The organism is Streptomyces sp. NPDC127100 (assembly GCF_042724095.1).
GTDB lineage: Bacteria > Actinomycetota > Actinomycetes > Streptomycetales > Streptomycetaceae > Streptomyces.
The window spans coordinates 114,328-140,830 of sequence record NZ_JBHXFL010000011.1 but is presented as its reverse complement, the minus strand read 5'-3'; the positions used below and the strand labels follow the sequence as shown (position 1 = coordinate 140,830).

The window sequence follows — 26,503 nt, the reverse complement described above, 5'->3', positions numbered from 1 at the left end:
GGGGTCGGGCCGGTCGGGTCAGCCCAGGTGCGAGCGGATCAGCGTCTCGGCGGCGGGCAGGACCTCCCGCTCCCGCCGGCTCATGGTCGGGTTGGCCGCGCGCCGCCGCCGCGCCTCGGCGAGGCCGTCCGGCGTGAGGCCCGAGGGGTCGGCGAGCAGCGCGGCCAGCATCTCCCCCGCGGGGCCGGCCACCGGCCCGTCGGGGTCGGCGGCCACCTGGGCGAGGATCACCGCGGACATGCCCCAGTCCAGGCCGGGGTCGCCCTCCTCGGCGTTGGACCAGTCGATGACCCGGGGCCCGTCGGGCGTGAGGATCACGTTGTCCGGGTGCAGGTCGAGGTGGAGGACGCGGACGCCGGGATCCGCGGAGCCGGGGGCGGGGACCTCGTGCAGCCGCCGCAGCAGCCGGGCCAGTTCGGCACCCGCCTCGCGGGGCGTCGGCGAGCCCGACAGGCACGCCCGCAGCATGGTCGGCCCGGACAGCCGCTCCATCACCAGATCGGTCCGCGGCGCTCCCGGACCGCCGGGCCGCACCCGGGGCACCGGGTAGCCGTGCGCGCGCACGTGCTCCATCACCGTGCCCTCGGCCACGGCGTCGCCGATGCCCTCCCGGTCGCGGCGCAGCACCCACGCCTCGTCGATCTCGTACACGTCGGCCGTGCGCCCGGAACCGAGCAGTCTCCCCAGTGGCATGACGGGAAGGTACTGGAGGCCCTCCCGTCCCCCGCGACCGCCCTCGGCCCGCCTTCTTACGGGCGGGTAAAGTGGCGGCGTCGTCATCACACCCGTACGGGGGGAAGCCGGTGCAATTCCGGCGCTGACCCGCAACCGTGAGCCGTCCGTCCCGGGCGGTGAGCCGGATCGCCCCGGGCGGAACTGTGACCGGCTCACGTGCCCGGCGCCCGCCGTGCACGGGCACCGTCGAGGCATACGGGGCCGAGCCGCCGGGGGTGCCCCGTGCTGTCCGGTCCCGCACAGGGAAAGGCACCCGCCGATCATGAACGTCCGCCGTCGCAGCGCCGCGGCTCTGGCCGCCATAGCCGTGCTCGGCGCCGCCGCCGCGCCCGCGGTCGCCGCCGACCCGTCACCGTCCGCCTCCGCGACCACGCCCGCCGGGCTGTACGGCACCGCCGACCCGCAGTACGACGGGGTCTGGCGCCAGTCGCTCGCGCTGCTCGCCCAGGACACCGCGGGCGTGATCCCGGCCACGAAGGCCGTGGACTGGCTCGCCGGGCAGCAGTGCGGCAACGGCGCCTTCGCGCCCTACCGGGCCGACACCGGCAAGCCGTGCGACGCCAAGACCATGGTCGACACCAACAGCACGGCCGCCGCCGTCCAGGCCCTGTGGGCCGTCGGCGGGCGCGGTGACGTCGTCGAGGACGCCCTGGCCTGGCTGAAGTCCGTGCAGAACAAGGACGGCGGCTGGGGTTACAGCCCGGGCGGCCCCAGCGACGCCAACTCCACCTCCGTGGTCATCGGCGCCCTGACGGCCACCGGCACCAAGCCGGAGGACGTCACGAAGGGCGGCAAGTCGCCCTACGACGCCCTGCTGACGTTCGCCCTGCCCTGCTCCGGCGGCGAGGGCGCGGGGGCCTTCGCCTACCAGCCCGAGAAGGACGGCAAGCTCCTCGCGAACGACGACGCGACCGCCGCCGGTGTCCTCGGCGCGCTCGGCAAGGGCCTGGTCGCCGAGCCGGGCAAGGCGGCGGGCGGCGCCACCGGCTGCGCCGGCGCGGACCGGCCCACCCGGGAGCAGGCCGCCGCGAACGGCGCCGCCCACCTCGCGCGGACCGTCGCCAAGGACGGCCACCTGACCTCCGCCCTCGCCGGCGCGGACCCCCAGCCCGACTACGGCAACACCGCCGACGCCGTCGTCGCGCTCGCCGCGCAGGGCGGGGCGGAGAGTGCCGCGAAGCCGCTGGCCTGGCTGGAGAAGAACGCCGCGGCCTGGGCCGCGCAGAGCGGGCCCGCCGCCTACGCGCAGCTCGTCCTCGCCGCCCACGCCACGGGCACCGACCCGCGCTCCTTCGGCGGCACCGACCTGGTGGAGCGGCTCAACGCCACGGGTCCGGCCCCGAGCGGGGTCAAGGTGAGCGACGGGGCCACCGGCCAGTCCGGGAAGGACGAGCAGAAGGACGAGAAGGACGGGAAGGACGACTCCCCGTTCGGCGTCTGGTGGTTCGTCGGCGTCTGCCTCGTCTTCGGCATCGGCATCGGCATCTTCATCAGCGGCCGCAACCGGAAGCAGCAGCCGTGATACGCCGCCTGGCGCTCCTGCTGCTGGCCGCGCTCGTGATCGTCGCGGGCGCGGGCCCGGCGCAGGCCACCGGCTACCGGTACTGGTCCTTCTGGGACCGTGCCGGCGACGAGTGGACGTACGCCACCCAGGGCCCCTCGACGGCCCGCCCCTCCGACGGCGACGTGCAGGGCTTCCGCTTCTCGGTGAGCGAGGACTCCGGCGACGCGGCCCAGCCGCGCGGCACGGCGGACTTCGCGGCGATCTGCGCGAAGACGCCCGCGGAGGAAGGCAGCAAGCGGGTGGCGCTCGTCCTGGACTTCGGTACGGCGTCCGACGCCCCGTCCGGCGAGACCCCGCCCGCGGGCCGTACGGCCTGTGCGCGCGTCGCCGCCGACGCCACGACGGCCGACGCCCTGGCCGCCGTGGCGGGTCCCCTGCGCTACGACACCAACGCCCTGCTCTGCGCCATCGCGGGCTACCCGGGGGCGGGGTGCGGGGAGCAGGTGTCGTCGCGGAAGCAGGACCCGACGACGACCGCGGCCCCCGGGCAGAAGTCCGAGCAGGAGGACGACGGCGGTCCGTCGGCCGGCCTCGTCACGGGCATGGCGATCGTCGCGGCCCTGGCCGCGGCAGCGGCCTGGCAGTCGAGGCGGCGCAGAAATGCCGACTCCTGACCCGACAAACCCCAGCCACCCTGCGGACAGCCGCGCCGCCCAGCCCACCCAGCCTCCGGGCAGTCGCGCCGCCCAGCCTGCGGGCAGTCGCGCCGCCCAGCCTGCGGGCAGTCGTGCCGCTGGGGCGATGGGGGTCCCCCCGCTCGAGCGAAGCCGAGAGCGGGGGAGGGTGGGCGCAGGCGGCACCCTGTCAGCGCGGGCGAGCGCCCCCACCCCCTGGCGCCGGCGCACCCCCACCCCGCGCCGGACGCCCGGCGCACCCACCCCCCGCCACCAGCGCACCGCGCAGCTCCACCCCGGCGCCTGGTGGCTCTGGGCCCTCGCCCTCGGCACCGCCGCCACCCGCACCACCAACCCCCTCCTCCTCGCCCTCCTCGTCGCCGTCTCCGCCTACGTCGTCATCGCCCGCCGCCCCCACGCCCCCTCGTCCCGCTCCTACGGCGCCTTCGTCAAGCTCGCCCTCGCCGTCCTCCTCATCCGCCTCGCCTTCACCACCGTCCTCGGCTCCCCCATCCCCGGCACCCACACCCTGGTCACCCTCCCCGAAGTCCCCCTCCCCCACTGGGCGCAGGGCATCCGCCTCGGTGGCCGCGTCACCGCCGAGGGCCTCGCCTTCGCCCTGTACGACGCGATGAAGCTCGCCGCCCTCCTCGTCTGCGTCGGCGCCGCGAACGCCCTCGCCAACCCCTCCCGCCTCCTCAAGTCCCTCCCCGGCGCCCTGTACGAGATGGGCGTGGCCGTCGTCGTCGCCCTGACCTTCGCCCCGAACCTCGTCGCCGACGTCCACCGCCTGCGTGCCGCCCGCCGCCTCAGGGGCCGGCCCGACAAGGGCGTACGCGGCCTGCTCCAGGTCGGACTGCCGGTGCTGGAGGGCGCCCTGGAGCGCTCCGTCGCCCTCGCCGCCGCGATGGACGCCCGCGGCTACGGCCGTACCGCCGAGGTCCCCGCCGCCGTACGCCGTACCACCGCCGCCCTCACCCTGGGCGGACTGCTCGGCGTCTGCGCGGGGACGTACGGCGTGCTGACCGCCGCCGGCGGCACGTACGGCGTCCCGGTCCTCGTCGCCGGGCTCGCCGCCGCGCTCGGGGGACTGTGGCTCGGCGGCCGCCGGTCCCCGCGCACCCGTTACCGCCCCGACCGCTGGGACGCCCGCGCCTGGCTGGTCACCGCCTCCGGCGTGGCCGTCGCGGCCCTGATGTCCGTGGCCGCGTCCGTCGACCCGGCGGCGCTGCATCCCGGCGTGGTCCCCCTGGTCGCGCCGTCGCTCCCGCTGTGGCCGGCGGCGGCGGTGCTCGTCGGTCTGCTCCCGGCGTTCGTCACCCCCGCCCCCGAGCCCGCCTCCGCACCCGTACCCGCACCCGTCGAGGAGCCGTCGTGATCCGCTTCGAGGATGTCTCCGTGACGTACGACGGAGTCGCCGAACCGACCGTCCAAGGCGTGGACTTCGAGGTCCCCGAGGGCGAACTCGTCCTGCTGGCCGGCCCGTCGGGCGTCGGCAAGTCGACCGTGCTCGGCGCGGTCGGCGGCCTCGTGCCGCACTTCACCGGCGGCACCCTGAGCGGCCGGGTCACCGTGGCCGGCCGCGACACCCGCACGCACAAGCCGCGCGAACTCGCCGACGTGGTCGGCACGGTCGGCCAGGACCCGCTGTCCCACTTCGTGACGGACACCGTCGAGGACGAGCTCGCCTACGGCATGGAGTCCCTGGGCCTCGCCCCGGACGTGATGCGCCGCCGGGTCGAGGAGACCCTCGACCTGCTGGGCCTGTCCGGCCTGCGCGCCCGCCCCATCGCCACGCTCTCCGGCGGCCAGCAGCAGCGCGTCGCCATCGGCTCGGTCCTCACCCCGCACCCCGCCGTCCTGGTCCTGGACGAGCCGACCTCCGCCCTGGACCCGGCCGCCGCGGAGGAGGTCCTGGCGGTGCTCCAGCGCCTGGTCCACGACCTCGGCACGACGGTCCTGATGGCCGAGCACCGCCTGGAACGCGTCGTGCAGTACGCCGACCAGGTCGTCCTGCTGCCGTCCCCGGGCGCCGCGCCGGTCATCGGCTCCCCGGCGGAGGTGATGGCCGTGTCCCCGGTGTGTCCGCCGGTGGTGGACCTGGGCCGGCTGGCCGGCTGGTCCCCGCTGCCGCTGACGGTCCGGGACGCCCGCCGCCGCGCGGCCCCGCTGCGGGAGCGGCTGGACGGCCGGCGGCCCCCGGAACGCACGCCCGCGGGCTCCGCGCTCCCGGCGCCCCGGCCCGCGCCCGCCCCCCGGTGGCCCCGCCGCCGGAAGGCCCCGGACGCCACCCCCTCCCCGTACGCCGCCGAGGTCCGTTCCCTCGCCGTCCGGCGCGGCCGCGTCCAGGCGCTGCGCGACGTCGGCCTCGCCGTCTCCCCCGGCGAGACGGTCGCCCTCATGGGCCGCAACGGCGCCGGGAAGTCCACCCTCCTCTCGGCGCTCGTCGGCCTCGTGGAACCGTCCGCCGGTTCGGTCCGCGCCGGCGGCGCCGTGCCGCACCGCACGGCCCCGCGCGAGCTCGTCCGCCGGGTCGGTCTCGTCCCGCAGGAGCCGCGCGACCTGCTGTACGCGGACACGGTCGCCGCCGAGTGCGCGGCCGCCGACCGGGACGCGGACGCGGCGCCCGGCACCTGCCGCGCGCTGCTGACGGAGCTGCTCCCCGGCGTCACCGACGGCACGCACCCCCGCGACCTGTCGGAGGGCCAGCGCCTGACCCTCGCCCTGGCCGTCGTGCTGACGGCCCGCCCGCCGCTGCTGCTCCTGGACGAGCCGACGCGCGGCCTGGACTACGCGGCGAAGGCCCGCCTGGCGGGCATCCTGCGCTCGCTCGCGGCCGACGGCCACGCGATCGTGCTGGCCACGCACGACGTGGAACTGGCCGCCGAGCTGGCCGACCGGGTCGTCCTGCTCGCCGAGGGCGAGGTGATCGCCGACGGCCCGGCGGCGGACGTGGTGATGGCGTCCCCGTCCTTCGCCCCGCAGGTCGCGAAGGTCCTGGCGCCGCAGAAGTGGCTGACGGTGGCGCAGGTGCGGGAGGCGCTGTCGTGAGCGGCACGCGCCAGGCCCGCGCCGTCCGCCTGGGCCCCCGTTCCGTCGTCGCCCTGGTCCTGGTCAGCGCGGTGGGTGTGGCGGGCTTCGGCTGGCCCTTCCTCGCCCCGCCGGACGCCTCGGTGAACGCCCACGCCCAGGACGCGCCGTGGCTGTTCGCGGGTGTGCTGGTGCTGCTGGTGGCGGTGGTGGCGGCGACGATCTCGGAGTCGGGCCTCGGCCCCAAGGCCGTGGCGATGCTCGGCGTGCTGGCCGCGGCGGGGGCGGCACTGCGCCCCATCGGCGCGGGGACGGCCGGCCTGGAGCCGATGTTCTTCCTGATGGTCCTCAGCGGCCGGGTCCTCGGCCCGGGCTTCGGCTTCGTCCTCGGCTCGGTCACGATGTTCGCGTCCGCGCTGGTCACGGGCGGGGTGGGGCCGTGGATGCCGTTCCAGATGCTGTCGATGGGCTGGTTCACGATGGGCGCGGGCCTGCTGCCCTTCCCGGACCGGCTGCGCGGCCGGGGTGAGCTGCTCCTGCTCGCCGCGTACGGGTTCCTGGCCGCGTTCGCCTACGGGACGGTGATGAACCTCGCGGGCTGGACCTTCATGAACACGCTCGCCTCGAACATCGCCTTCGACCCGGACGCGTCGGTCGCCGACAACCTGGCCCGCTTCCTCGCGTACTGCCTGGCCACGTCCCTCGGCTGGGACGGGGGCCGCGCCGCGATGACGGTCGTGCTCACCCTCGCGCTCGGCACACCGGTGCTGAAGGCGCTGCGCCGCGCCACCCGCCGGGCGGCCTTCGAGACCCCGGTCACCTTCGACGCGCCGAAGAAGTGACCCGACGTCCTGAAGTGGCCTCCCGGGGACCCGCGTTCGTGGGATAGTGCCAGTATCCAAATGGCGGGCGTGGCAGTACGGGGGTACCGATGGCCGGCAGATTCACTCCGCTCGACGCCGATGATCCCAGGACCGTCGGGCGGTACGAGGTACGGGCCCTCATCGGCGCCGGCGGCATGGGACGCGTGTACCTGGCCTTCACCCCGGGCGGCCGGCCGCTCGCCGTCAAGGTCGTACGGCCCGACTACGCACACGACCCGGAGTTCCGCCGCCGTTTCCAACGGGAGATCAAGGCTGCCCGGAGCGTCGAGGGCCTGTACACGGCGCCCGTGGTGGACGCGGACAGCGAGGCGACACCGCCCTGGCTGGCCACCGCCTACGTGCCGGGCCCTTCGCTCGCCCAGGCCGTGTCCGAGCACGGGCCCCTGCCCCTGCCCACGGTCTTCCGGCTGATCGCCGGTGTCGCGGAGGGCCTCGCGGCCGTCCACGCCCGCGAGTTGGTGCACCGGGACCTCAAGCCGGCGAACATCCTCCTCGCCGACGACGGGCCCCGGGTCATCGACTTCGGCATCGCCCACGCGGCGAACGCGACGTCCGCCACCACCACCGGAATCCGTATCGGCACCCCCGCGTTCATGGCTCCGGAGCAGGTCCGCGGCCGCTCGGCGGGACCACCGTGCGACGTCTTCGCCCTCGGCAACCTCGCCGCGTACGCGGCGACGGGCCAGGCCGCCTTCGGCGAGGGCAACACCGAGGCGCTCTTCTACCGCATCCTGCACGAGGATCCGGACCTGGAGGCCTGCCCGCCCCGGCTGCGCGAGATCGTCCGGCCCTGCCTCGCCAAGGACCCCGCGAAACGGCCCGGCGTCGACTGGATCATGAAGCAGGCCCGCCGCGGGGCCGGGGGCGAGACCCTCGACCTCGCCGGCGACTGGCTCCCCGACACCGTGGCCGGCTCACTGGCGGCCTACGACACGGCGAAGTACAGCGCGACGGCCACGACCGTGAAGCGCGCTCCGGACCCGAGGAGGACGAAGAAGATCGACGCCCCGTCGAGTTCCGGCACCGCTTCGGGCTACGGCTGGCTCGGCTTCCTCGCCGTCGTCGTCGGCGTGATCGTGCTCGCGATCGGCCCGGGCAAGGTCCTCGACCGGCTGGAGTCGCAGACGGCGGACGAACCCGCCGTGTCGGCGGACGCCGGCGGGACACCGTCCGCCGGAGGCGAAGCCGTCCCGAGCCCCCAGCAGCCGGAGTACACACCGGAGCCGGACGACTACACACCCGAGCCGGACGAGTACACATCCGAACCCGAACCCGAGGACACCACACCGGCCGGCTGCGAGGACGCCATGTCCGGCGTCAGCGAATACAACGAGGCGACGGACCCGGGCACCGCCGAGCTGATCGATCTGGAGGTCGACCTGGAGTTCGCCGCGAAGGACGCCGACGACCCGGACGTCTCCGGCGCGATCAACGATCTCGCCGACGACATGCAGGAGCTGAGGACCACCCTGAACGACATCGGGTCCGCGAACGCCTCCGGCGACACCTGGCGCGGTGACCAGCTCCGGGAGTACTACGACACGGTCAGCAATCGCATGACCAGCGACTTCGACATCCTGAGCGACCTCTGCCACTGACCGGCCGGCCGCGGTCCGTCCGGTCCCGCTCCGTCGAGACGCCGGTCACGTCCAAGAAGGCCGCCGGGGTTGCGACGCGTGGAGCTTCTGGCAGGCCGACGGCTGGTACTGATCCGGCCCCCACGGACCGAAGGCGGCGGCCCCCCGATCCCCGGGGCCGCCGCCTTCGTGCGTCCGCCGCCGGACCGGCGTCAGCGCGCCCCCGCAGGTGCGGTGCGGAACCGGCGCCGGTACTCGGTCGGTGTCGTGTCGAGCCGGCGGCGGAAGGCCCTGATCAGGGTGTCGACGGTGCCGAATCCGCAGGCGGAGGCGATCCGTTCCAGGGTGGCGTCGGTCGATTCGAGCTGGTGGCGCGCCACTTCGACGCGGGCCGACTCGATGTAGGCGTGCGGGGTGGTCCCGAGCTCGTTCTTGAAGATCCGGGTGAGCTGCCGGTCGCCGACGTGGGCGTACGCGGCGAGGTCCGCGACCGTGAGGGGTTCGGCGATGTGGCGCATGATGTGGTGGCGGAGGTCCTCGACGCGCCGGGTCGCGGAGACCTGCTCCAGGGGGACGCTGAACTGGCTCTGGCCGCTCGGCCGCTTCAGGTACATCACGAGCTGCCGGGCCACGCGCAGCGCGACGTCCTCGCCGAGGTCGTCGGCGATGAGCGCGAGCGACAGGTCGAGGCAGGCGCTGATGCCGGCGCCGGTCCACACGTCGCCCTCGCGGATGAAGATCGGGTCGGCGTCGACCTCGACGGCCGGGTGCTCGGCGGCGAGCTGCCGCGCGGTCGACCAGTGGGTGGTGGCGCGCTTGCCGTCGAGGAGCCCGGCGGCGGCGAGGATGTGCGCCCCGACGCAGACGGAGGTGACCCGCCGGGTGCGGGCGGCGAGTCGCCGTACTCGCTCCACCACCGCCGGGTCGGTGAGCGGGTGGACGCGGCGCTGGTCGTCCACCTGGACGGCGCCGGGCACGATCAGGGTGTCGATGCTCTTCGTGGCCAGTGCGTCGAAGGTGGTGTCGGGCAGGACCCGGACCCCCGCCCCGGTGGTGACCGGGTCCATGGTCTCCGCGGCGAGGACCACGTCGTAACCCGCGGCCTCGTCCGTCTCGCGGCGCGCTAGGGAGAACACCTCCGGTGGTCCGGTGACGTCGAGCAGGTCGACGTCCTCGAAGAGGACGATGACGATCAGTCGTCCGACGGTGCTCACGGAACCCCCCACGCTCGGCAACTGCCATGTCGGTATCTGCATGTTAGATGACATTGCCGACACGAGGCGGTGGCCGTAGCGTCGTGGGCGCAGGTCACCGCACCGGTGAACTGCCTCCCCCTCCACGCGAATTCAGGTGGTTCCCCCATGCCCAGAACGACGCTGCGCGAGCTCAACGGCTTCGACGAGACCCCGGCGAAGCTCGCCGAGTCCACGCTGGTCCTCGTCGACTACCAGAACACCTACACGACCGGCGTCATGGAACTGGACGGCTGGCGGGAGGCGCTGGACGCCGCCGCCGAGCTGCTGGCCCGGGCCCGCGAGGCGGGCACCAGGGTCATCCACGTCGTCAACGACGGCGGCGAGGGCACGCCGTACGACATCCGGGCCGAGATCGGGCAGATCCACCCGAGCGTCGCGCCCGTCGACGGCGAGCCCGTCGTCGTCAAGAAGGTCCCGAACGCCTTCGTCGGCACGGACCTCGACCAGCACGTCGACGCGGCCGGCCGGACCGACCTCGTCATCGCCGGGTTCATGACGCACATGTGCGTGGCCTTCACCGCCCAGGGCGCCTTCCTGCGCGGCAACCGCCCCACCGTGGTGGCCGACGCCAGCGCCACCCGTGCCCTGCCGGTCGCGGGCGCCGAGGTGGACGCCCGCCAGGTGCACACCAGCGCCCTCGCCACCATCGCCGACCTGTACGGCGTCGTCGTCCCGTCGCAGAAGGAGATCGTCTGATGAGGCTGCTCCGCCCGGCCGTCGCGCTCGGTGCCGCCGCCGTCCTCGCGGTCACCGCCACCGCGTGCGGCGGCGAGTCCGAGGCCGCCTCCCCCAAGGGCACGCCGTCGGCCTCCGCCACCACCGCGGCGAACGTCGCGAAGGACACCACGACGCTGCGGAAGCTCAACGGCCTGGACGAGACCCCGGCCACGCTCTCCGACGCGACGCTCATCCTCGTCGACTACCAGAACACCTACACCGAGGGTGTGATGGAACTCGACGGCTGGAAGCCGGCGGTGGACAACGCCGCGGCTCTCCTGAAGCGGGCGCGTGCGGCGGGCACGCCGGTCATCCACATCGTCGACAAGGGCTACGACCTGAAGTCGAAGGCGGGCCGGATCATCCCGGCGCTCGAGCCGGCCGAGGGCGAGCCCGTCGTCGAGAAGAGCGTCCCCAACGGCTTCCACGGCACCGACCTCGCCGCGCAGGTGAAGAAGGCCGGCCGCGAGAACGTCATCATCGCGGGCTTCATGACCAACATGTGCACGCTGTTCACCACCCAGGGCGCCTTCCTCAACGGCAACAAGCCGACCGTGGTGGCCGACGCCTCCGCGACCCGGCCGCTGCCCCTGAAGGGCAACCCGAACGGCATTCCCGCGCAGCAGGCCCACGAGGCCGCACTCGCCACGGTCCAGGACCTCTACGGAGTCGTGGTCCCGTCGCAGAAGTCCCTGACCTGAGACTTCCCCCCACCTCCCCCCACCCTGATCTCCCCCCACGCTGTTCCCCCCCACGCCACAAGGCACTTTCACTCACCCAAGAAAGCAGGAAAACGGGGCATGGCAACGCGTAGAGGATTTCTGGGCACCGCGTCGGCCGTCGGGGCGGCGACGTTACTCACGGGCCAGACCGCCTCCACCGCCTCGGCGGCCACCACCGGCACCACCGCGACCGACCAGAAGGCGGCGCGCGACGCGATACGCGCCGTCAACACGAGGATGCGGGCCAACTACGCGGCCCTCAAGAGCGAACTGACCACCCAGCTCAGCCCGGTCGTCGTCGTCTCGAACAACGCGGTCGGCGGACGCTTCACGCTGATCAACAACGGCAAGCAGGTCGAGACCGTCGACCCGGTGCCGGAGTACTTCGAGCTGGCCAAGTCGATCGCCCACGTTCCCCTGGGCCTCTTCTCGATCCTCGCCTCCTACCTCAGCGACCAGGTACCCAACATCCCCAACGCCGAGCGCATCGACCCGCACGACCTCGGCATGGTCGTCACCAAGGCGCCGGGCGACAAGGGCTGGATCACTCCGCTGACCGCCTTCCGGACCACGCTCCAGACGGCGTACACGAAGCTCGGCACGGCCAACCTCCCGCTCGACCTCGAGAACTCCTGCGACAGGATCCTGAGCGAGGCCGTCAAGTTCATCGACGCGTCCGTCAACGCGCAGTCGTTCGACATGGTGTCGTACAACAGGTTCGCCGCCACGGTCTATCCGTCCATCCGCGTCAACATGACCTTCGCCGCGACCGCGCAGATCACCGGCATCGAGGGCCTCATGAAGCGGTGGCGCACGCTGATCGGCGAGACGGCGTGGAGCAACCTCTACGTCACGGTGCTGTCCATCTGGACCACGGCCGAGCTGAACCAGGCGTCCATCATCATCCGCCGCACCATGAACCAGGCGAAGGTGGACACCCACCTGATCGACCTGCCGACCGTGGAGACCCCCTCGGACCCGATCGCCGTGGCCCTGGACAACCTGGCCCGCATCGTCCAGGACAACGTCGCCGCCGAGATGGTCTTCAACACCGACCTGAAGGTCGCCGACGCCCTCAAGGGCAAGGAGGACCTCCTCTCCGACGAGATCCTCCAGCAGATCGGCGGGACGGCACCCACCGCCAGGACGGCCGGCTTCACCGCGGCCGTGGCGGCGGGCACCTGCCCGATCACCGGGCACACCGCGACGGTGTGATCACCGGGCGTCCCCCGCTTCCAGGACGGGGGACGCCCCCGCGCACCACTGGGCGGGGTCCCCGCACTCGAAACCCCCTCGCCGCCTTCCTCGACTGGGCCTCCGCACGGGCCTGATGACCCGGCCCCGGGTCGGATCAACGTTTCTGTTCGAATTATCGTCTTCGCACGTGTGTCCGCACCGGACGCACCTGACGAAGCCGAACGGAAACCCCGACCGTGGTCCCTGCCGATCTCACCGTCTCCCGTCCCGAACAGCGGGCGGACGGACGCCGGAACGACGCGCCGCGCACCTTCTGGCACCGGCATCGCGTCCCGCTGCTGGCGACGCTGCCCACCCTGCCCCTGTACGGGCTGTGGTGGGCGTACCTCGCCACCGGCGGCGGTGACCTCGCGGCGCAGCAGGCATGGGCGGACTTCGCGTCGCGGCACGGCGGTTCGGCGTACGGGCTGTTCTGGTACGGCGGGATGCACACCGCCAACTACAGCCTCATATCCCCCTACTTGATGGCCGCGCTCGGCGTGCGCACGGTCACCGTGGCGTCCGGGCTGGCCGCCACCTGGCTGGCGGCCGTGCTGATCAGGCGGGCGGGGGTGCGCCGGCCGCTGTGGCCCGCGCTGCTCGCCTCGCTCGCACTGTGGTGCGACGTCGCCTCGGGGCGGACGACCTTCGCCCTGGGGGTCGCCCTCGGACTTGCCGCGTGCGTGCCGCTGGTCCGGGAGCGGCGGCTCGCCCTCGCCGCCGCCTACGCCGCGCTCGCCACCATGGCCTCGCCGGTGGCCGGGCTGTTCCTGGCCGTCGTCGGGGCCGGTTTCCTGCTGGTGCGGGACTGGGGGCGGGCCCTGGTCCTGCTCATACCGCCCGCCGCCGTCGTCGGGCTCACCACGCTGTTCTTCCCCTTCACCGGGGAGCAGCCGATGCCGGCGGACCGGATCTGGCCGCCCGTCGCACTCGGGCTGGCCGTCACCGCACTGGCGCCGCGCACCTGGCGGGTGGCGCGGTGGAGCGGGGCCGTGTACGCGGTCGGGACGGTGCTGACGTACCTCGTCGCCTCGCCCGTCGGGACGAACGTCGAGCGCTTCGTCGAACTGTTCGCGCCCGCCGCGCTGCTCGCCGCCCTGCTCACCGTGGACCGGATGCGGCGGGTCACGAGCGCTCTCCTGGTCGTCGCGCTCGTCTACTCCGTCGGATGGGTGGGGAAGAAGACCGTCGACGACCTGCGGGTGTCCACGGCCGTGCCCGCCTGGGCCGCCGAGACGGACGGGCTCGTGCGGGCGCTGGACGGGCTGGGGGCCGACCGCACCCGGGTCGAGGTCGTGCCCGCCCGCAACCACCGCGAGGCCTCCGGGCTCGCCCCGCACGTCAATCTCGCCCGCGGCTGGAACCGGCAGCTCGACGTGGAGCGCGGCCGTCTCTTCTACGACGGCAGCTTCTCCGCGGCCACCTACCGGGACTGGCTGGACCGCTGGGGCGTCGGCCTCGTCGTCCTGCCGCTCGGCAGGCCGGACGGCCCGGCCGAGGCCGAGGCGGCGCTCGTACGGGACCCCGGGCTGCGGCCCGAGTGGCTGGAGCCGGTCTGGCAGGACGAGCACTGGCGGGTCTACCGGGTGCGGGACGCCGTACCGCTGGTCTCCGCGCCCGGCACCGTCGTGACGACCACCGGCGTCGAGCTGGTGCTGCGCGTGGGACGGCCGGGCCCGGTCACCGTGAAGGTCGCCTGGTCGCCGTGGCTGCGGGCCGACGGCGGGTGCCTGACCCGGGACGGCGAGTTCACGCGGCTGACCGTCCCGGCGGCGGGCGAGTACCGGATCAGCTCGGCGTACCTTCCTTCGCCGACGACGCCGGACCGCTGCTGACCTCGTCGGCCGGGGGACGGGTGGGAGCCGGCAGGGCCTGCTGCGCCGCTGCCGTCACCGTCCGGGCCCGGGGGCCCTGGAGCAGGTACGTCAGCCCGAAGCCCCCGCCGACCACGAGCGCGCCGCCCACCGCGTCCAGCACCCAGTGGTTGCCGGTCGCCACGATCGCCGAGACCGTGAACAGCGGGTGGAGCAGGCCGAGGGCCTTCATCCACGTCTTCGGCGCGATGACCGCGATCGCCAGTCCGCACCACAGCGACCAGCCGAAGTGCAGCGACGGCATCGCCGCGTACTGGTTGGTGAGGGCCGTCAGCGTGCCGTAGTCGGGCTTGGAGAAGTCCTGCACGCCGTGCACCGTGTCGATGATGCCGAGCCCCGGCATCAGGCGCGGCGGGGCCAGCGGGTACAGCCAGAAGCCGACCAGGGCCAGCAGGGTGGCGAAGCCGAGGGAGGCGCGGGCCCAGCGGTAGTCGACCGGGCGGCGCCAGTACAGGACGCCGAGCACGGTCAGCGGGACGAAGAAGTGGAACGACGTGTAGTAGAAGTCGAAGAAGTCCCGCAGCCAGCCGATCCGCACCACCGCGTGGTTGACCGCGTGCTCGATGTCGATGTGCAGGACACGCTCGAGGTCTAGGATCTGGTGGCCGTGCGCCTCCGCCCGCTCCCGGCCGGCCGAGTTGCTGCCGCCGGTCGCCGCGAGCCGGACCTGGGAGTAGGCGGCGTAGGTGACCCGGATGAGGAGGAGTTCCAGGAGGAGGTTGGGGCGGGTCAGGACCCTGCGCAGGTGGGGCAGGAGCGGGACGTGCCGGAAGCGGGCCGGGACCGGCGCCGCGTAGCTCGTCGGCACCGGGGAGTCGTAGTACGGCGAGGTGCGGGGCAGGAACGGCACGGCGACGGCCGCGGCCAGCGCCGCGAGCAGCACGACGTTGTCGCGCAGCGGGTACAGGGACGGCATGTCCGGCAGCATCATCCTGGCGGGCAGCGTCATCACCAGCACGACGGCGACCGGCCACACGTACCGGTCGGAGGCGCGCCTGCCGACCCGGCCGACGACCGCGAGCAGCACCCACAGGAGCTGGTGCTGCCAGGTGGTCGGCGACACGGCGACGGCCGCGCAGCCGGTGACGGCGACGGCGAGCAGGAGCTGGCCGTCGCGGGCGTAGCGCACGGCCCGGCGCAGGGCGAGGGCGGCGACGGCCGCGCCGAGGACGAGGAAGAGGGCGATCTCCAGGGGGCCGGAGAGGCCGAGCCGCAGCAGGGCGCCGTGCAGGGACTGGTTGGCGAGGTCGTCGGCCGCGCCGCCGAGCCCGACGCCCGCCAGGTGGTGCACCCAGTAGGTGTACGAGTCCTGCGCCATCGCCGCCCAGGCGATCGCCGTGCAGGCGGCGAAGCCGGCGGCGGTGGACACGGCGGCCCGTCCGCGGTCGGTGAACCACAGCAGGGGCACGAACAGGAGCACGGTCGGCTGGAAGGCCGCGGCGACGCCGATCAGCACGCCGCCGACGCGTTCGCCGTGCTCGCCGCGGACGGTGAAGCAGCCCAGCAGGACGAGCAGGACGGGGAGGATGCTGGTCTGGCCGAGCCACAGCGCGTTGCGCACCGGCAGCGAGAGCATCAGCAGGCTCACGGCGACCGGCGCAGCCAGCAGCGCCGTGCGGCGGCCCACCGGCCGGGGCAGCGCGCGGGCGGCGACCAGGCCGAGGGCCACGACCAGCAGCAGCGAGCCGAAGGTCCAGCCCCAGCCGAGAGCCTGTTCGGCGGCGCGGGTGAAGGGCTTGAGGACGAGGCCGACGAAGGGGGTGCCGGTGAACTGCGTGGAGTCGTACAGCGAGCCCTCCACGTGCAGGACCCCGTGCTCCCCGACCCACGTCTCCAGGTCCGTCAGCCGTTCCCCGCGCGGGGTGCCGAGGACCGCGGCCAGCTGGCGTACGGCGAGGACGGCCGCGACCAGCCACAGTCCCAGCCGCGCCGCGCGCAGCCGTGCTCTGGTCGCCGCGACGGCCGGTGCGCCGAAGGCCTCCGCCGGTCGCCCACTGCTCTCCGCATTCGCCACGCCCCGCGGCCTCCCGCCCCGCTCGTCCGCGCGCCCGTGTGCGCGGTGCTGTCCCTGCGAACCCTATGAGGCTCGCACCGCCCCCTGGGGGAGACGCAGGCAACCCCCGTTCCGCCTGACCGCCGTCCGTCGTCGGCCGGCCCCTCGGCCGCCCTTTGTCCGCATGACGATAGTGCGGTCGTGCCCGGGGCGCTTCCCGTACCTGCTCCGCCGGTCCGTCACCGCTCCGCTCGGAGCGAGAAGCATCACAGGTCAGAGGCTCGGGGCGTGCTCCGTACGGACGAGACGTGCCTGTTTGCACGACATATTGATGCACTGTGCAACGAACAGCCTACCGGGCGTAAGCGGCACATCAGCGCCTATGGTCGCTTTTCGGCCTGTGGCGCGTTGCCGCGGGTCCCTTCCGGCCCGGCGACAGTGCCGCCGTGCGGGTCGCGGTGTCCCTGTCCCCGTCGAAAGGTAGGTGAGCGGAGTTTTGTCGGCTGCCACCGTCGCATCCCATCCGTCCCTCGAGAAGCCGGTCCGCTCCGGTGCGTCGGCGTCCGGCGCCCGCGTCACCTCCACCGACCCCGCCCTGGTCAAGCGCGCCGTGAAGGCGGCGGCGCTCGGCAACGCCATGGAGTGGTTCGACTTCGGCGTCTACAGCTACATCGCCGTGACGCTCGGCAAGGTCTTCTTCCCCTCGGGCAACCCCACCGCGCAGCTCCTCTCCACCTTCGGCGCCTTCGCCGCGGCGTTCCTGGTCCGGCCGCTCGGCGGCATGGTCTTCGGCCCGCTCGGCGACCGGGTCGGGCGGCAGAAGGTCCTCGCCGTCACGATGATCATGATGGCGGCCGGCACGTTCGCCATCGGCCTGATCCCGTCCTACGCGTCGATCGGCGTGTGGGCGCCGGTGCTGCTGCTGGTGGCCCGCCTGGTGCAGGGCTTCTCGACCGGCGGCGAGTACGCGGGCGCGTCCACCTTCATCGCCGAGTACGCGCCGGACAAGCGGCGCGGGTTCCTGGGGAGCTGGCTGGAGTTCGGCACGCTCGCCGGCTACATCGGCGGCGCGGGACTGGTGACGCTGATGACGGCGCTGCTGTCCGACGGCGACCTCACCTCCTGGGGCTGGCGCATCCCCTTCCTGATCGCCGGACCCATGGGCATCATCGGCCTGTACCTGCGGATGCGGCTGGAGGAGACCCCGGCGTTCGCCGCCGAGGTCGAGAAGGCGGAGGCCTCCCGGCCCCGCGTCCCCCTGCGGGACATGATCACGGGGCAGTGGAGGACGCTGCTGCTGTGCGTCGGCCTGGTGCTGGTCTTCAACGTCACCGACTACATGCTCCTGTCGTACATGCCCAGCTACCTGACGAGCGAGCTGAAGTACGACGAGACGCACGGACTGCTGGTCGTGCTGGCCGTGATGGCGCTGATGATGATCGTGCAGCCGTTCGCGGGCGCGCTCACCGACCGGGTCGGGCGACGGCCGGTGATCGCGGCGGGCTGCGCCGGCTTCCTGCTGCTGTCCGTCCCGGCGCTGCTGCTGATCCGCCAGGGCAGCCTACTCGCCGTGGGCCTCGGCATGGCCGCGCTGGGTCTGCTGCTGGTCTGCTTCACCGCGTCGATGCCGTCCGCCCTGCCCGCGCTGTTCCCGACGCGGGTGCGCTACGGCTCGCTGTCGATCGGCTTCAACGTCTCCGTGTCCCTCTTCGGCGGCACGACGCCGCTGGTGGTGACGGCGCTGATCGGGGCGACGGGCAACATGATGATGCCCGCCTACTACATGATGGCCGCGGCCGTGATCGGCGGCGCGGCGGTGTGGTTCATGACGGAGTCGGCCGGACGCCCGCTGCCCGGCTCGGCCCCCTCGGTCGAGCGCACCGAGTCCGCCTGAGCACACCGGGGCCACCGGGGCCCGGCCGGGGGACACACCCGGCCGGGCCCCGGTCAACTCCGGGACACGCCCTCCCCGCGCGTCTATATTCGTTAGCGCATCTATTTAGCAGTGCTAACCACGCGTACGGGAGGCATCCCCGGCATGAGCGACTCACGGCTCTGGGACGACGTCGACGCCTACTTCACCGGCCATCTCGCGGCCGAGGACGGCCCCCTGGAGGCCGCCCTCCGGGAGAGTGACGCCGCCGGGCTGCCGCCGGTGGCCGTCACCCCCACCCAGGGCAAGTTCCTCCACCTCCTCGCCCAGGTCCAGGGCGCCCGCACCATCCTGGAGATCGGCACCCTCGCCGGTTACAGCACGATCTGGCTGGCCCGCGCCCTGCCCGCCGACGGCCGCCTGGTCACGCTGGAGTACAGCGCCCGGCACGCCGAGGTCGCCCTCCGCAACATCGCCCGCGCCGGCCTGGAGTCCGTCGTCGACGTGCGCGTTGGCCCGGCGCTGGAGTCGCTGCCGAAGCTCGCGGACGACAACCCGCCGCCCTTCGACCTGGTCTTCATCGACGCCGACAAGGGCAACAACCCGCACTACCTGGAGTGGGCGCTGCGGCTCACCAGCACCGGCAGCCTCATCGTCATCGACAACGTGGTGCGCGGCGGCCGGGTGGCCGACGCCGGCAGCGACGCCGAGGACGTGCGCGGCACCCGCGCCGCCATCGAGATGATCGGCAGCCATCCGCGGCTGAGCGGCACCGCGGTCCAGACCGTCGGCAGCAAGGGCTACGACGGCTTCGCGCTGGCCCGCGTACTGGCCTGAGCGGCCGGGCGGCGGCCTACACCTCGTGGTAGAAGCCGACGTTCACGCTGCGCGGCCCGGTGCGGTCCTGGACGACGATCTCGCCGCTGCCGCCCCTGGGCAGCGCCACGGTGCCGCCGTAGACGAGGGGCTGCGTGTGCGCGCCGGCGGTGAGCCGGACCTCGGAGGACGGGTCCGGCTGCGAGCCGCGCAGCCAGGTGAGCTGCCAGGTGCCGTCGGAGCCGCACCGGAACTCCAGGTGGACCCGGGAGACGAACAGCCAGTCGTCCGGCGTCGACAGCCGGCACACGGACCGGTCCCGGCCCACCCGCAGCACCGCGCCCGGTTCGCTGGGCGCGTCGGCCATCTGCATACCGGCGGTGGCGCCCGCGTCGGCCGCGGCGACGGCGGCCATGGTGAGTTCGAGCACGTGCGCTCCTTCGAGACGTCCCGGCTGGGCGTTGGCTGGTCGCCGCCGCATGATAGATCGGCCGGTGGTGTGGTGTCCGGCACAATGGGGTCATGACCGAGCGAAAGCCACCCGGCGTCGACTTCGAGTCCTGGGTCGACAAGCAGATCCGCGACGCGGACGCGCGCGGCGAGTTCGACCGGTTGCCGGGGGCGGGGAAACCGCTCCCGAGCGACGTGGAGACCCCGTACGACGAACTGTGGTGGGTCAAGCGGAAGATGGCCCGCGAGGGCCTCTCCGTGCTGCCGCCGACGCTGGCCCTGCGCAAGGAGGCGGAGGACGCGCTTCTGGCGGCGGTGGACGCCCCGACGGAGGGGGCCGCCCGCAGGATCGTCGAGCAGATCAACGCCAAGATCCGTGACGTCATGTTCAAGCCACCGCCCGGGCCCCCGCTGGGTCTCAAGCCCTACGACGTCGAAGAGGTCGTGGGCCGGTGGCGGGAGCGCCGGGCGGAGCGGTGACGCCTGCGCGTCACACGTGCATCAGGCGGTCGGCCAGCTCGCGGTAGTCCCGCAGGGCCAGACGGAGCTGTTCGGTGTCGGTGCTCGTCGCGCGGGTCTCCTCGCCGGCGTCGTGCCAGGAGGTGCGCAGGGCGCGGCGGCGGTGCGTCACGGCGTCCGTGAAGCGGGCGGCGAGCTCCTCCAGGACGCGGTCGGCCTCCTCGACCGAGGCACGCGGGGCGTCGACGAACTCCGTCACCGCGTGGTGGAGCCGCTGCCCGAGCCTGTCGCACTCCTCGTGCGGCAGCAGCCCGTGCCCGTCCACGGCGCCCTCTGCACGGGTACCGGCGCCGTTGCCGGTGCCGTGGGTCCCCGAGCCGGGGGTGACCCCGTCGCGGACACGGGCACCGAGGCCGGCGTCGTGTCCGGCGTGGGTGCCGGATGCCGGGCCGGTGGCGCCGCCCGCGGGGCCGGTGGCGCCGAGGCCCGCGTCGTGTCCGGCACCGAGGCCGGCGTCATGGCCGGTGCGGGTGCCGGCGCCCTGGTCGGCGTACGCGCCGCCCGCCGGGCCGGAAGTACCGAGGCCGGCGTCATGGCCGGCGCCGATGCCCCCGTCGTGGCCGGTGCGGGGGCCGGCGGCCTGGTCGGCGCGTGCGCCGGGTGCCGGGTCGATGCCGCCCGCCGGGCCGGCTCCGCGGTCGGCGCGGTCGGTGCCCGGGGCGGCTTCGCCGTGGGCTCCGGGGAACTGCGGGTCTCGTTCGGCGGGGGTGCCGCCGGGCTGCCGGGTCACGTCGGACATGTGGCTCAACTCTCCTTCGGCTGACGCTTGCTGAACGACCAGGAGTGGTGCGCGCGGGCCGGTGCGGGTGCGCCGCCTTCCGCCCCGGTCCGGTGCCGGCCGCCGTCGTGGCGGGACGGGCGCACCAGGTCCTCGAACAGGGCGCGCGCCTCGACGAGGGACGCGCGCATCTCCTCCGTGCCCGCACCGCTGTCCTGCGCCCCGTCCACGCGCGCGTGCGTCACGCGGTGCACGCGCCGGTAGCCCTCGACGTGGTGGGCGTGGTGCACGGACAGCGCGGCGAGCTGCTCCTCGTACTGGCCGCCGTCCGGGAAGCCGCGGGCGCCGGCCACCTCGGCGATCAGACGGTCCGCCTCGGCGACCGCCTCGCGCGGGGAGTCGACGAAGCGCTCCTGCACGGCCGTCCAGTGCGCCTCGAAGCGCTCGCGCTCGGCCGGGTCGAGCTGCCTGGTCCGCAGCGATCCGTGCCGCTCGACGCGCTCGGCCAGTTCACGCTCGGCGGCCTTGGTGTCGCCGTCGTGCCGGGCCACGGCCCGGTCGTACTCGGGCCCGAAGCGCCGCTTCAGGTTCCCGCCGTGCTGGGAGCCCCGTGCGCGCGAGGCCAGGACGGCCGCGACAACGAGCACGGCCGCCACGATCACGATCAGAGCGATGATCACGCCTGTGGACATGTGTGCCTTCCGGGTTCTCGGGCCACCGGCTCTCGGACGGCCGGTTCGCACTTCGTGTTGCCGCGCAGATCCGCCTCAAACGGCACCCGGGAGGCGCCGACGGCGCATCGGTGGGAAAATACGGTCGCGCACCACGCGGCCGGTCCCGAGAATGCCGGTCATGACCTGGACCGTCGCCCCGGAACCGCACGACTCCCCCGTCGCCGCCGCCCTGTGGCGCGCGTACTACACGGAGGTCAGCGACCGCTGGTACCTGCTGCACGAGGGACGGCGCACCGACCCGGACGAGCTGGAGCGGGAGATCGCCGCGCACTCCGGCGCCGACCTGGCCCGGCTGCTGGTGGCCCGGTACGCCGGTGAACCGGCCGGCACCGCGGGCGTACGGCTGCTGGACGGCACGACCGCCGAGCTGACCCGGGTGTTCCTGCGGGCGGACCTGCGCGGCCGGGGCGGCACCGCGCTGCTGGTCGGGGCCGCGGAGGAGGCCGCGCGGGAGCTCGGCGCCGCGCGGATCGTCCTCGACACCCGCGGCGACCTCGTCGAGGCCCGCTCCCTGTACGCGCGGCTCGGCTACACGGAGACCGAGGCGTACAAGGACGACCCGTACGCCGAGCACTGGTTCACGAAGCCGCTGGACCGGGCCGCCGTCTGACGGGGTTCAGGCGGACCGGGTGAGCAGGGTGCGCTCGTCGTGCGGGCGCTCCCGCTCCGACCCGCACAGCTCACCGGTGAGCTCCTTCACCAGCCGCACCAGGTCGGTCGGACGGTCCGGCCCCCACCAGTCGCCGAGGAGCTCGGCCAGGGAGTCCTCCCGGGCCTGCGCCAGCCGCTCGGCGTACTCGCGTCCCCGGTCCGTAAGGATCAGGTCGGGGCCCTCGCGGACGGCGAGGTGCCGCTCCTCCACCTGGCGGGCGGCCGCCATGACGGCGGTCAGCGGAACGGGGCTGCGCTCGGCGAGCACGGCCGGCTCCACCCGGCCGTACTTCCTGACCCGCAGCAGCATCCAGCTCGCCGCGGGCAGCAGGTCGTAGCCCGCCCGTTCGGTGATCCGCCGGTAGATCTCCCGGCGGCCCTCGCGGGTGCCGAGCACCGACAGGGCACGGCACACCTCGTCGTGCGAGGACCGTTCGACCGGGTTGCTGGCGTAGGTCTGCGAGCCGTCGGGCGCCGTGACCGAGCCGCGCAGCCGGTCCTCCTTGAGGAACCAGGCCAGCGCGAAGCCGAGGAGGGCGACGGGGGCGGCGTACAGGAAGACGTCCGTGATGGCGGACGCGTAGGCGTGCAGGACGTCCGGGCGCAGGGCGGGGGGCAGGGCGCCGATGCCGCGCGGGTCCGCCTTGAGCGAGTCCGCGGAGACGCCGGGCGGCAGCGTGGCGCCGCCGAGCACGTCGGTGAGCCGGTCGCCGAGGCGGCCGGAGAAGACCGTGCCGAAGATCGCGACGCCGAAGGACGCGCCGATGGACCGGAAGAAGGTGGCACCGGAGGTGGCCACGCCCAGGTCCTCGTACGCCACGGCGTTCTGCACGATGAGGACGAGGACCTGCATCACCAGGCCGAGGCCCACTCCGAAGACGAAGAAGTAGACGCTCATCTCGGCGGTCGAGCTGTTCTCGTCGAGCCGGTGCAGCAGGACCAGGCCGAAGGCGGTGACGGCCGTGCCCGCGACGGGGAACACCTTCCAGCGCCCGGTGCGGCTGACGATCTGCCCGGAGCCGGTCGAGGCCAGCAGCACGCCGACCACCATCGGCAGCATGTGCACACCGGACATGGTCGGGGTGACCCCCCGCACGACCTGGAGGAACGTGGGCAGGTAGGTCATCGCGCCGAACATCGCGAAGCCGACGATGAAACTGATGACGGCGGAGAGCGTGAAGGTGCGGACGCGGAAGAGCTTGAGGGGCAGGACGGGCTCCGCGGCCCGGCGTTCCACCGCCACGAACACCACGGCCAGCACGACGCCCAGCACCGCCAGCCCGACGATCTGCGGCGATCCCCACGCCCAGGTCGTGCCGCCGAGCGAGGCGACCAGCACCAGGCAGGTGGCGACGGAGGCGATGAGCAGGGTGCCCAGGTAGTCGATGACGTGCCGGGTGGTGCGGCGCGGGATGTGCAGCACCGCCGCGATCACGGCGAGCGCGACGATGCCGACGGGCAGGTTGATGTAGAACACCCAGCGCCAGCTCAGATGCTGGGTGAAGACCCCGCCGAGCAGCGGCCCCAGCACGCTGGTCGCGCCGAACACGGCACCGAACAGGCCCTGGTAGCGCCCGCGTTCCCGGGGGGACACCAGGTCGCCGACGATCGCCATCGACAGCACCATCAGGCCGCCGCCGCCCAGCCCCTGAAGGGCGCGGAAGGCGATCAGCCCGGACATGCTCTGCGCGACGCCGCACAGCGCGGAGCCCACCAGGAAGATCACGATCGCCGTCTGGAACAGCCGCTTGCGGCCGTACTGGTCGCCCAGCTTGCCCCACAGGGGGGTCGCGGCGGTCGCGGCCAGCAGGTACGCGGTGACCACCCAGGACAGGTGCTCCAGCCCGCCCAGGTCGCTGACGATGGTGGGCAGCGCCGTCGACACGATGGTCTGGTCGAGGGCGGCGAGCAGCATGCCGAGGAGCAGGGCCCCGATCGACACCAGGACGCCGCGGGAGACCTGTTCGCGGTCCTCGGGCCCTGCCGCCTCCGTCGCTTCGCGCACATCCGCTGCCATCGATGACCTCCCGGCGCTGTCCACGGGTGCCGCCACCCACACCCCATCCTGATCGGTGTGACCCGTTATGGCCTGTTCAGTCCTGCGAAAGGCGGGTGCTCCCGGGGGCGTGTGCGCGAAAGTGTGGAGGAGATCTGCATAATCTCTGGAGTTCGCGAGGGGAGTCGCGAGGGGAGGGACGAGCGCGTGGAGCAGGAACAGAAGCCGTCGCAGGAGCCGCACGGGCCCGGGGGGCGGCCCTCGGAGCACCCCTGCCCGGAGTGCGGAGCACCCAGGGAGGCCGACCACACGCCGTCCTGTGCCTGCGGGTCCCGCGCGGCCGACGCCCTGCGCGACGCGCGCACGGCCCAGGCCGCGGCCGCGGAGGACTTCGACCCGCTGCGGATCCGGCCGTACGTCGAACTGGACGGCACCGGTGAACCGGCGGCGCTCCCGCCGGAGTCCACGCCGCCGGCGCCGGACCCGGACGCCACCATGACGCTGCGCGCCGTCGACGCCGGGCCGTCCACCGCGCCCCCGGCCACCGGGGCGGCGTCCGTGCTGCCCACGCCGCTGGCGCCCTCGGCCGGTGCGCCCAGCGACCACGACGTGCGCCTGTTCGACACCTCGGCGGACGACCCGGCGACGACGGCGCCGCTGCGGACCGTGCCGGAGGGCACGGGGGGCGGCCGGCCTCGCCGACGGCGACTGGGCGTGCTGCTCGGCGTCGCGGGGGCGGCCGTGATCGTGGTGGGGGCGGCCGGGTACGCGAGCGGGCTGTTCTCCTACGAGTCGCCCTCGCGGGACGGCGCACTGCCGGACGAGGTCCGGGCGGGCGTACCGGCTCCGTCGGCCACCGCGTCGTCGACGGCACCGGAGCCGAGCGCCACCACGGCCGAGCCGGTCACCGAGTCCCCCTCCCCGTCCGCCTCCGCGTCGGCGAGCCCCTCGTCCTCCCCCTCGCCGTCCCCGTCGGCGTCCAGCGCCTCGCCGGCACCGTCGCGGTCGCCCGAGCCGACCACGACCACGCCGAGCGCCCCCGCGCTCGCCCCGGGGACCGACGGGCAGGACGACGACGGCCCCTACGACGGCGGCGGCACGCTGCACCGGGGCGACCGGGGCGCCGAGGTCGTGGAACTCCAGCAGCGCCTGGCCCAGCTCTACCTGTACACCGGCGAGTTCAACGGCACCTACAACCACCAGGTCGAGGAATCGGTCCGCACCTACCAGTGGGCCCGCGGCATCCGCGCCGAACTGGGCGTGTACGACGAGGCCACCCGCCGAATGCTGGAAACGGAGACCCACCAGCCCTGACCCGCATCATCCGCGCCCAACCGCACCACACCGGCCACCGCAAGCGCCACAGCCGCGCCCAACCGCGCCACACCGAGCACCGCAAGCGCCACAGCCGCGCCCAACCGCACCACACCGGCCACCGCAAGCGCCACAGCCGCGCCCAACCGCACCACACCGGCCACCGCAAGCGCCACAGCCGCGCCCAACCGCACCACACCGAGCACCGCAAGCGCCTCAGCCGCGCCCAACCGCGCCGCACCGAGCACCGCAAGCGGCTCAGCCGCGGGCAATCGTGCCGCCGAGGGCGGCACGGGTGGGCGCGGCGGCACCCCGTCGGCGCCGGGCCGCGCTCCCCACCCGCGGCCCCGCCACCCCCACGGTCACCCCCTCACCGGCCGCGGCCGCACCCGCCCCCCTCGGCGCACGCAGACGCGTCAGGCCACTCCGCCGCCCACGGACAGCCGCAGCCCCCCGCGCCCGTCGGCCTCCACCCGCACCTCCGTCAGATCCCGCACCACCACGTCCGGCCCGTACGCACCGGCCCGCGGCCCGACCCCCACGACCCGCATCCCCGCGGCCCGCGCGGCCTCGATCCCGGCCCCGGAGTCCTCGAAGGCGACGCAGTCCGCGGGTTCGACGCCCAGTTCGGCCGCGCCCTTGAGGAAGCCCTCCGGGTCCGGCTTGCTCGCGCCGACCGACTCGGCGGTCACCCGGACGTCCGGCAGCCCCAGCCCGGCGGCGGCCATCCGCGCGGTGGACAGCGCGACGTCGGCGGAGGTCACCAGCGCGTGCGGCAGCCCCCGCAGCGAGGCGAGGAACTCCCGCGCCCCGGCGATCTCCACGACACCCTCGGTGTCGGCGGTCTCCTCGGCGAGCATCCGCGCGTTGTCGGCGTGGTTCCGCTCCATCGGCCGGTCCGGCAGCAGCAGCGCCATCGAGGCGTAGCCCTGCCGACCATGGACGACCTTCATGACCTCGTCGCCGTCCAGCCCGTGCCGGCCGGCCCAGCGCCGCCAGATGCGCTCGACGGCGGCGTCCGAGTTGACGAGGGTGCCGTCCATGTCGAGCAGCAGGGCACGGGCGGAAAGAACAGTGGTGGTGGCCGTCATCGGCAGACTCCAAGACACGGGGAGGGAACAAGGCGGCCCCGCCCGCCGGTCAGGGAGAACGGGCGGGAGCCACTTTGTTTCTCCACGGTACAAAACAGGTCGGCCATCGCGCCACCGCACGGGCGGACGTTCACCCGCC

At 74.0% G+C, this 26,503-nt stretch carries 23 protein-coding genes and 1 riboswitch; of the genes, 15 read left to right on the top strand and 8 right to left on the bottom strand.

The features are described from left to right. Positions 1-18: 18 nt before the first annotated feature. Entirely contained in the window at positions 19-693 is a 675-nt protein-coding gene (locus ACFWJB_RS14200) for a phosphotransferase (RefSeq protein WP_385467894.1), read from the bottom strand. 100 nt (positions 694-793) lie between these two features. Further along, a riboswitch (cobalamin riboswitch) is annotated at positions 794-867 on the top strand. Positions 868-997: 130 nt separating this feature from the next. On the opposite strand from ACFWJB_RS14200, the gene ACFWJB_RS14195 reads away from it, so the two are divergent. From ACFWJB_RS14195 to ACFWJB_RS14170, 6 genes are all read left to right on the top strand, one after another. Further along, the gene (locus ACFWJB_RS14195) at positions 998-2,257 is read left to right on the top strand and encodes a prenyltransferase/squalene oxidase repeat-containing protein (protein WP_386922378.1); all 1,260 of its coding nucleotides are present in this window, start codon (positions 998-1,000) and stop codon (positions 2,255-2,257) included. Continuing rightward, positions 2,254-2,913, top strand: a complete 660-nt coding sequence (locus tag ACFWJB_RS14190; RefSeq protein WP_386922376.1) for an SCO2322 family protein — start codon at positions 2,254-2,256, stop codon at positions 2,911-2,913. The genes ACFWJB_RS14195 and ACFWJB_RS14190 overlap by 4 nt, the downstream gene beginning before the upstream one ends. Before the next feature lie 169 nt (positions 2,914-3,082). Beyond that, entirely contained in the window at positions 3,083-4,291 is a 1,209-nt protein-coding gene (locus ACFWJB_RS14185) for an energy-coupling factor transporter transmembrane component T (RefSeq protein ID WP_386922374.1), read from the top strand. Further along, positions 4,288-5,964: an ABC transporter ATP-binding protein gene (locus tag ACFWJB_RS14180; RefSeq protein WP_386922372.1), complete on the top strand. Its 1,677-nt coding sequence runs from the start codon at positions 4,288-4,290 to the stop codon at positions 5,962-5,964. The genes ACFWJB_RS14185 and ACFWJB_RS14180 overlap by 4 nt, the downstream gene beginning before the upstream one ends. Then, complete coding sequence (locus ACFWJB_RS14175) at positions 5,961-6,785, top strand: ECF transporter S component (protein WP_386922370.1); 825 nt, start codon at positions 5,961-5,963, stop codon at positions 6,783-6,785. The genes ACFWJB_RS14180 and ACFWJB_RS14175 overlap by 4 nt, the downstream gene beginning before the upstream one ends. A gap of 89 nt (positions 6,786-6,874) precedes the next feature. After that, positions 6,875-8,425 carry a serine/threonine-protein kinase gene (locus tag ACFWJB_RS14170; protein ID WP_386922368.1) on the top strand — a complete coding sequence of 517 codons (1,551 nt, stop codon included), beginning with the start codon at positions 6,875-6,877 and terminating at the stop codon, positions 8,423-8,425. Between the two features lie 191 nt (positions 8,426-8,616). On the opposite strand, the gene ACFWJB_RS14165 is transcribed toward ACFWJB_RS14170, so the two are convergent. Further along, on the bottom strand, positions 8,617-9,618 hold the full coding sequence (locus tag ACFWJB_RS14165; RefSeq protein ID WP_385467872.1) for a GlxA family transcriptional regulator: 1,002 nt from the start codon (positions 9,616-9,618) through the stop codon (positions 8,617-8,619). Between the two features lie 147 nt (positions 9,619-9,765). On the opposite strand from ACFWJB_RS14165, the gene ACFWJB_RS14160 reads away from it, so the two are divergent. The 4 genes from ACFWJB_RS14160 to ACFWJB_RS14145 all read left to right on the top strand — a co-directional run bounded on the left by ACFWJB_RS14160 (position 9,766) and on the right by ACFWJB_RS14145 (position 14,170). Continuing rightward, positions 9,766-10,356 (top strand): isochorismatase family protein, encoded by a 591-nt coding sequence (locus ACFWJB_RS14160; RefSeq protein WP_385467869.1) that lies wholly within the window; start codon positions 9,766-9,768, stop codon positions 10,354-10,356. Further along, positions 10,356-11,078: an isochorismatase family protein gene (locus ACFWJB_RS14155; RefSeq protein ID WP_386922366.1), complete on the top strand. Its 723-nt coding sequence runs from the start codon at positions 10,356-10,358 to the stop codon at positions 11,076-11,078. The genes ACFWJB_RS14160 and ACFWJB_RS14155 overlap by 1 nt, the downstream gene beginning before the upstream one ends. 99 nt (positions 11,079-11,177) lie before the next feature. Beyond that, complete coding sequence (locus ACFWJB_RS14150) at positions 11,178-12,314, top strand: hypothetical protein (protein ID WP_386922364.1); 1,137 nt, start codon at positions 11,178-11,180, stop codon at positions 12,312-12,314. 218 nt (positions 12,315-12,532) lie between these two features. Continuing rightward, positions 12,533-14,170, top strand: a complete 1,638-nt coding sequence (locus ACFWJB_RS14145) for a hypothetical protein (protein WP_386922362.1) — start codon at positions 12,533-12,535, stop codon at positions 14,168-14,170. Here ACFWJB_RS14145 and ACFWJB_RS14140 read toward each other — a convergent pair. After that, on the bottom strand, positions 14,124-16,223 hold the full coding sequence (locus ACFWJB_RS14140) for a bifunctional glycosyltransferase 87/phosphatase PAP2 family protein (RefSeq protein WP_385467857.1): 2,100 nt from the start codon (positions 16,221-16,223) through the stop codon (positions 14,124-14,126). The genes ACFWJB_RS14145 and ACFWJB_RS14140 overlap by 47 nt on opposite strands. Positions 16,224-16,698: 475 nt before the next feature. Here ACFWJB_RS14140 and proP point away from each other — a divergent pair, with 475 nt between their 5' ends. Further along, a complete protein-coding gene (proP, locus tag ACFWJB_RS14135) occupies positions 16,699-18,096 on the top strand; it encodes a glycine betaine/L-proline transporter ProP (protein ID WP_385467854.1) in 1,398 nt (465 codons plus the stop codon). 144 nt (positions 18,097-18,240) lie between these two features. After that, a complete protein-coding gene (locus ACFWJB_RS14130) occupies positions 18,241-18,912 on the top strand; it encodes an O-methyltransferase (RefSeq protein ID WP_386922359.1) in 672 nt (223 codons plus the stop codon). Positions 18,913-18,928: 16 nt separating this feature from the next. Here the strand turns inward: ACFWJB_RS14130 and ACFWJB_RS14125 are convergent, their stop codons facing one another. Continuing rightward, on the bottom strand, positions 18,929-19,321 hold the full coding sequence (locus ACFWJB_RS14125; RefSeq protein ID WP_385473116.1) for a hypothetical protein: 393 nt from the start codon (positions 19,319-19,321) through the stop codon (positions 18,929-18,931). A 92-nt stretch (positions 19,322-19,413) separates the two neighbouring features. On the opposite strand from ACFWJB_RS14125, the gene ACFWJB_RS14120 reads away from it, so the two are divergent. Beyond that, positions 19,414-19,821 carry a DUF1992 domain-containing protein gene (locus tag ACFWJB_RS14120; RefSeq protein ID WP_386922357.1) on the top strand — a complete coding sequence of 136 codons (408 nt, stop codon included), beginning with the start codon at positions 19,414-19,416 and terminating at the stop codon, positions 19,819-19,821. 10 nt (positions 19,822-19,831) lie between these two features. Here ACFWJB_RS14120 and ACFWJB_RS14115 read toward each other — a convergent pair whose 3' ends face one another. Continuing rightward, positions 19,832-20,599, bottom strand: a complete 768-nt coding sequence (locus tag ACFWJB_RS14115; protein ID WP_385473110.1) for a hypothetical protein — start codon at positions 20,597-20,599, stop codon at positions 19,832-19,834. Between the two features lie 5 nt (positions 20,600-20,604). Continuing rightward, positions 20,605-21,270, bottom strand: coding sequence for a hypothetical protein (locus tag ACFWJB_RS14110; RefSeq protein ID WP_385473107.1), 666 nt, complete (start codon positions 21,268-21,270; stop codon positions 20,605-20,607). A 160-nt stretch (positions 21,271-21,430) separates the two neighbouring features. On the opposite strand from ACFWJB_RS14110, the gene ACFWJB_RS14105 reads away from it, so the two are divergent. Continuing rightward, positions 21,431-21,922, top strand: coding sequence for a GNAT family N-acetyltransferase (locus ACFWJB_RS14105; protein WP_386922355.1), 492 nt, complete (start codon positions 21,431-21,433; stop codon positions 21,920-21,922). A gap of 6 nt (positions 21,923-21,928) precedes the next feature. Here ACFWJB_RS14105 and ACFWJB_RS14100 read toward each other — a convergent pair whose 3' ends face one another. Further along, positions 21,929-23,980, bottom strand: coding sequence for a DHA2 family efflux MFS transporter permease subunit (locus ACFWJB_RS14100; protein ID WP_385473101.1), 2,052 nt, complete (start codon positions 23,978-23,980; stop codon positions 21,929-21,931). A gap of 186 nt (positions 23,981-24,166) precedes the next feature. Between ACFWJB_RS14100 and ACFWJB_RS14095 the strand changes: the two genes are divergently transcribed. After that, a complete protein-coding gene (locus tag ACFWJB_RS14095) occupies positions 24,167-25,273 on the top strand; it encodes a peptidoglycan-binding protein (protein ID WP_386922352.1) in 1,107 nt (368 codons plus the stop codon). Positions 25,274-25,689: 416 nt separating this feature from the next. On the opposite strand, the gene ACFWJB_RS14090 is transcribed toward ACFWJB_RS14095, so the two are convergent. Next, complete coding sequence (locus ACFWJB_RS14090) at positions 25,690-26,364, bottom strand: HAD family hydrolase (protein ID WP_386922350.1); 675 nt, start codon at positions 26,362-26,364, stop codon at positions 25,690-25,692. Between the last annotated feature and the right edge of the window lie 139 nt (positions 26,365-26,503).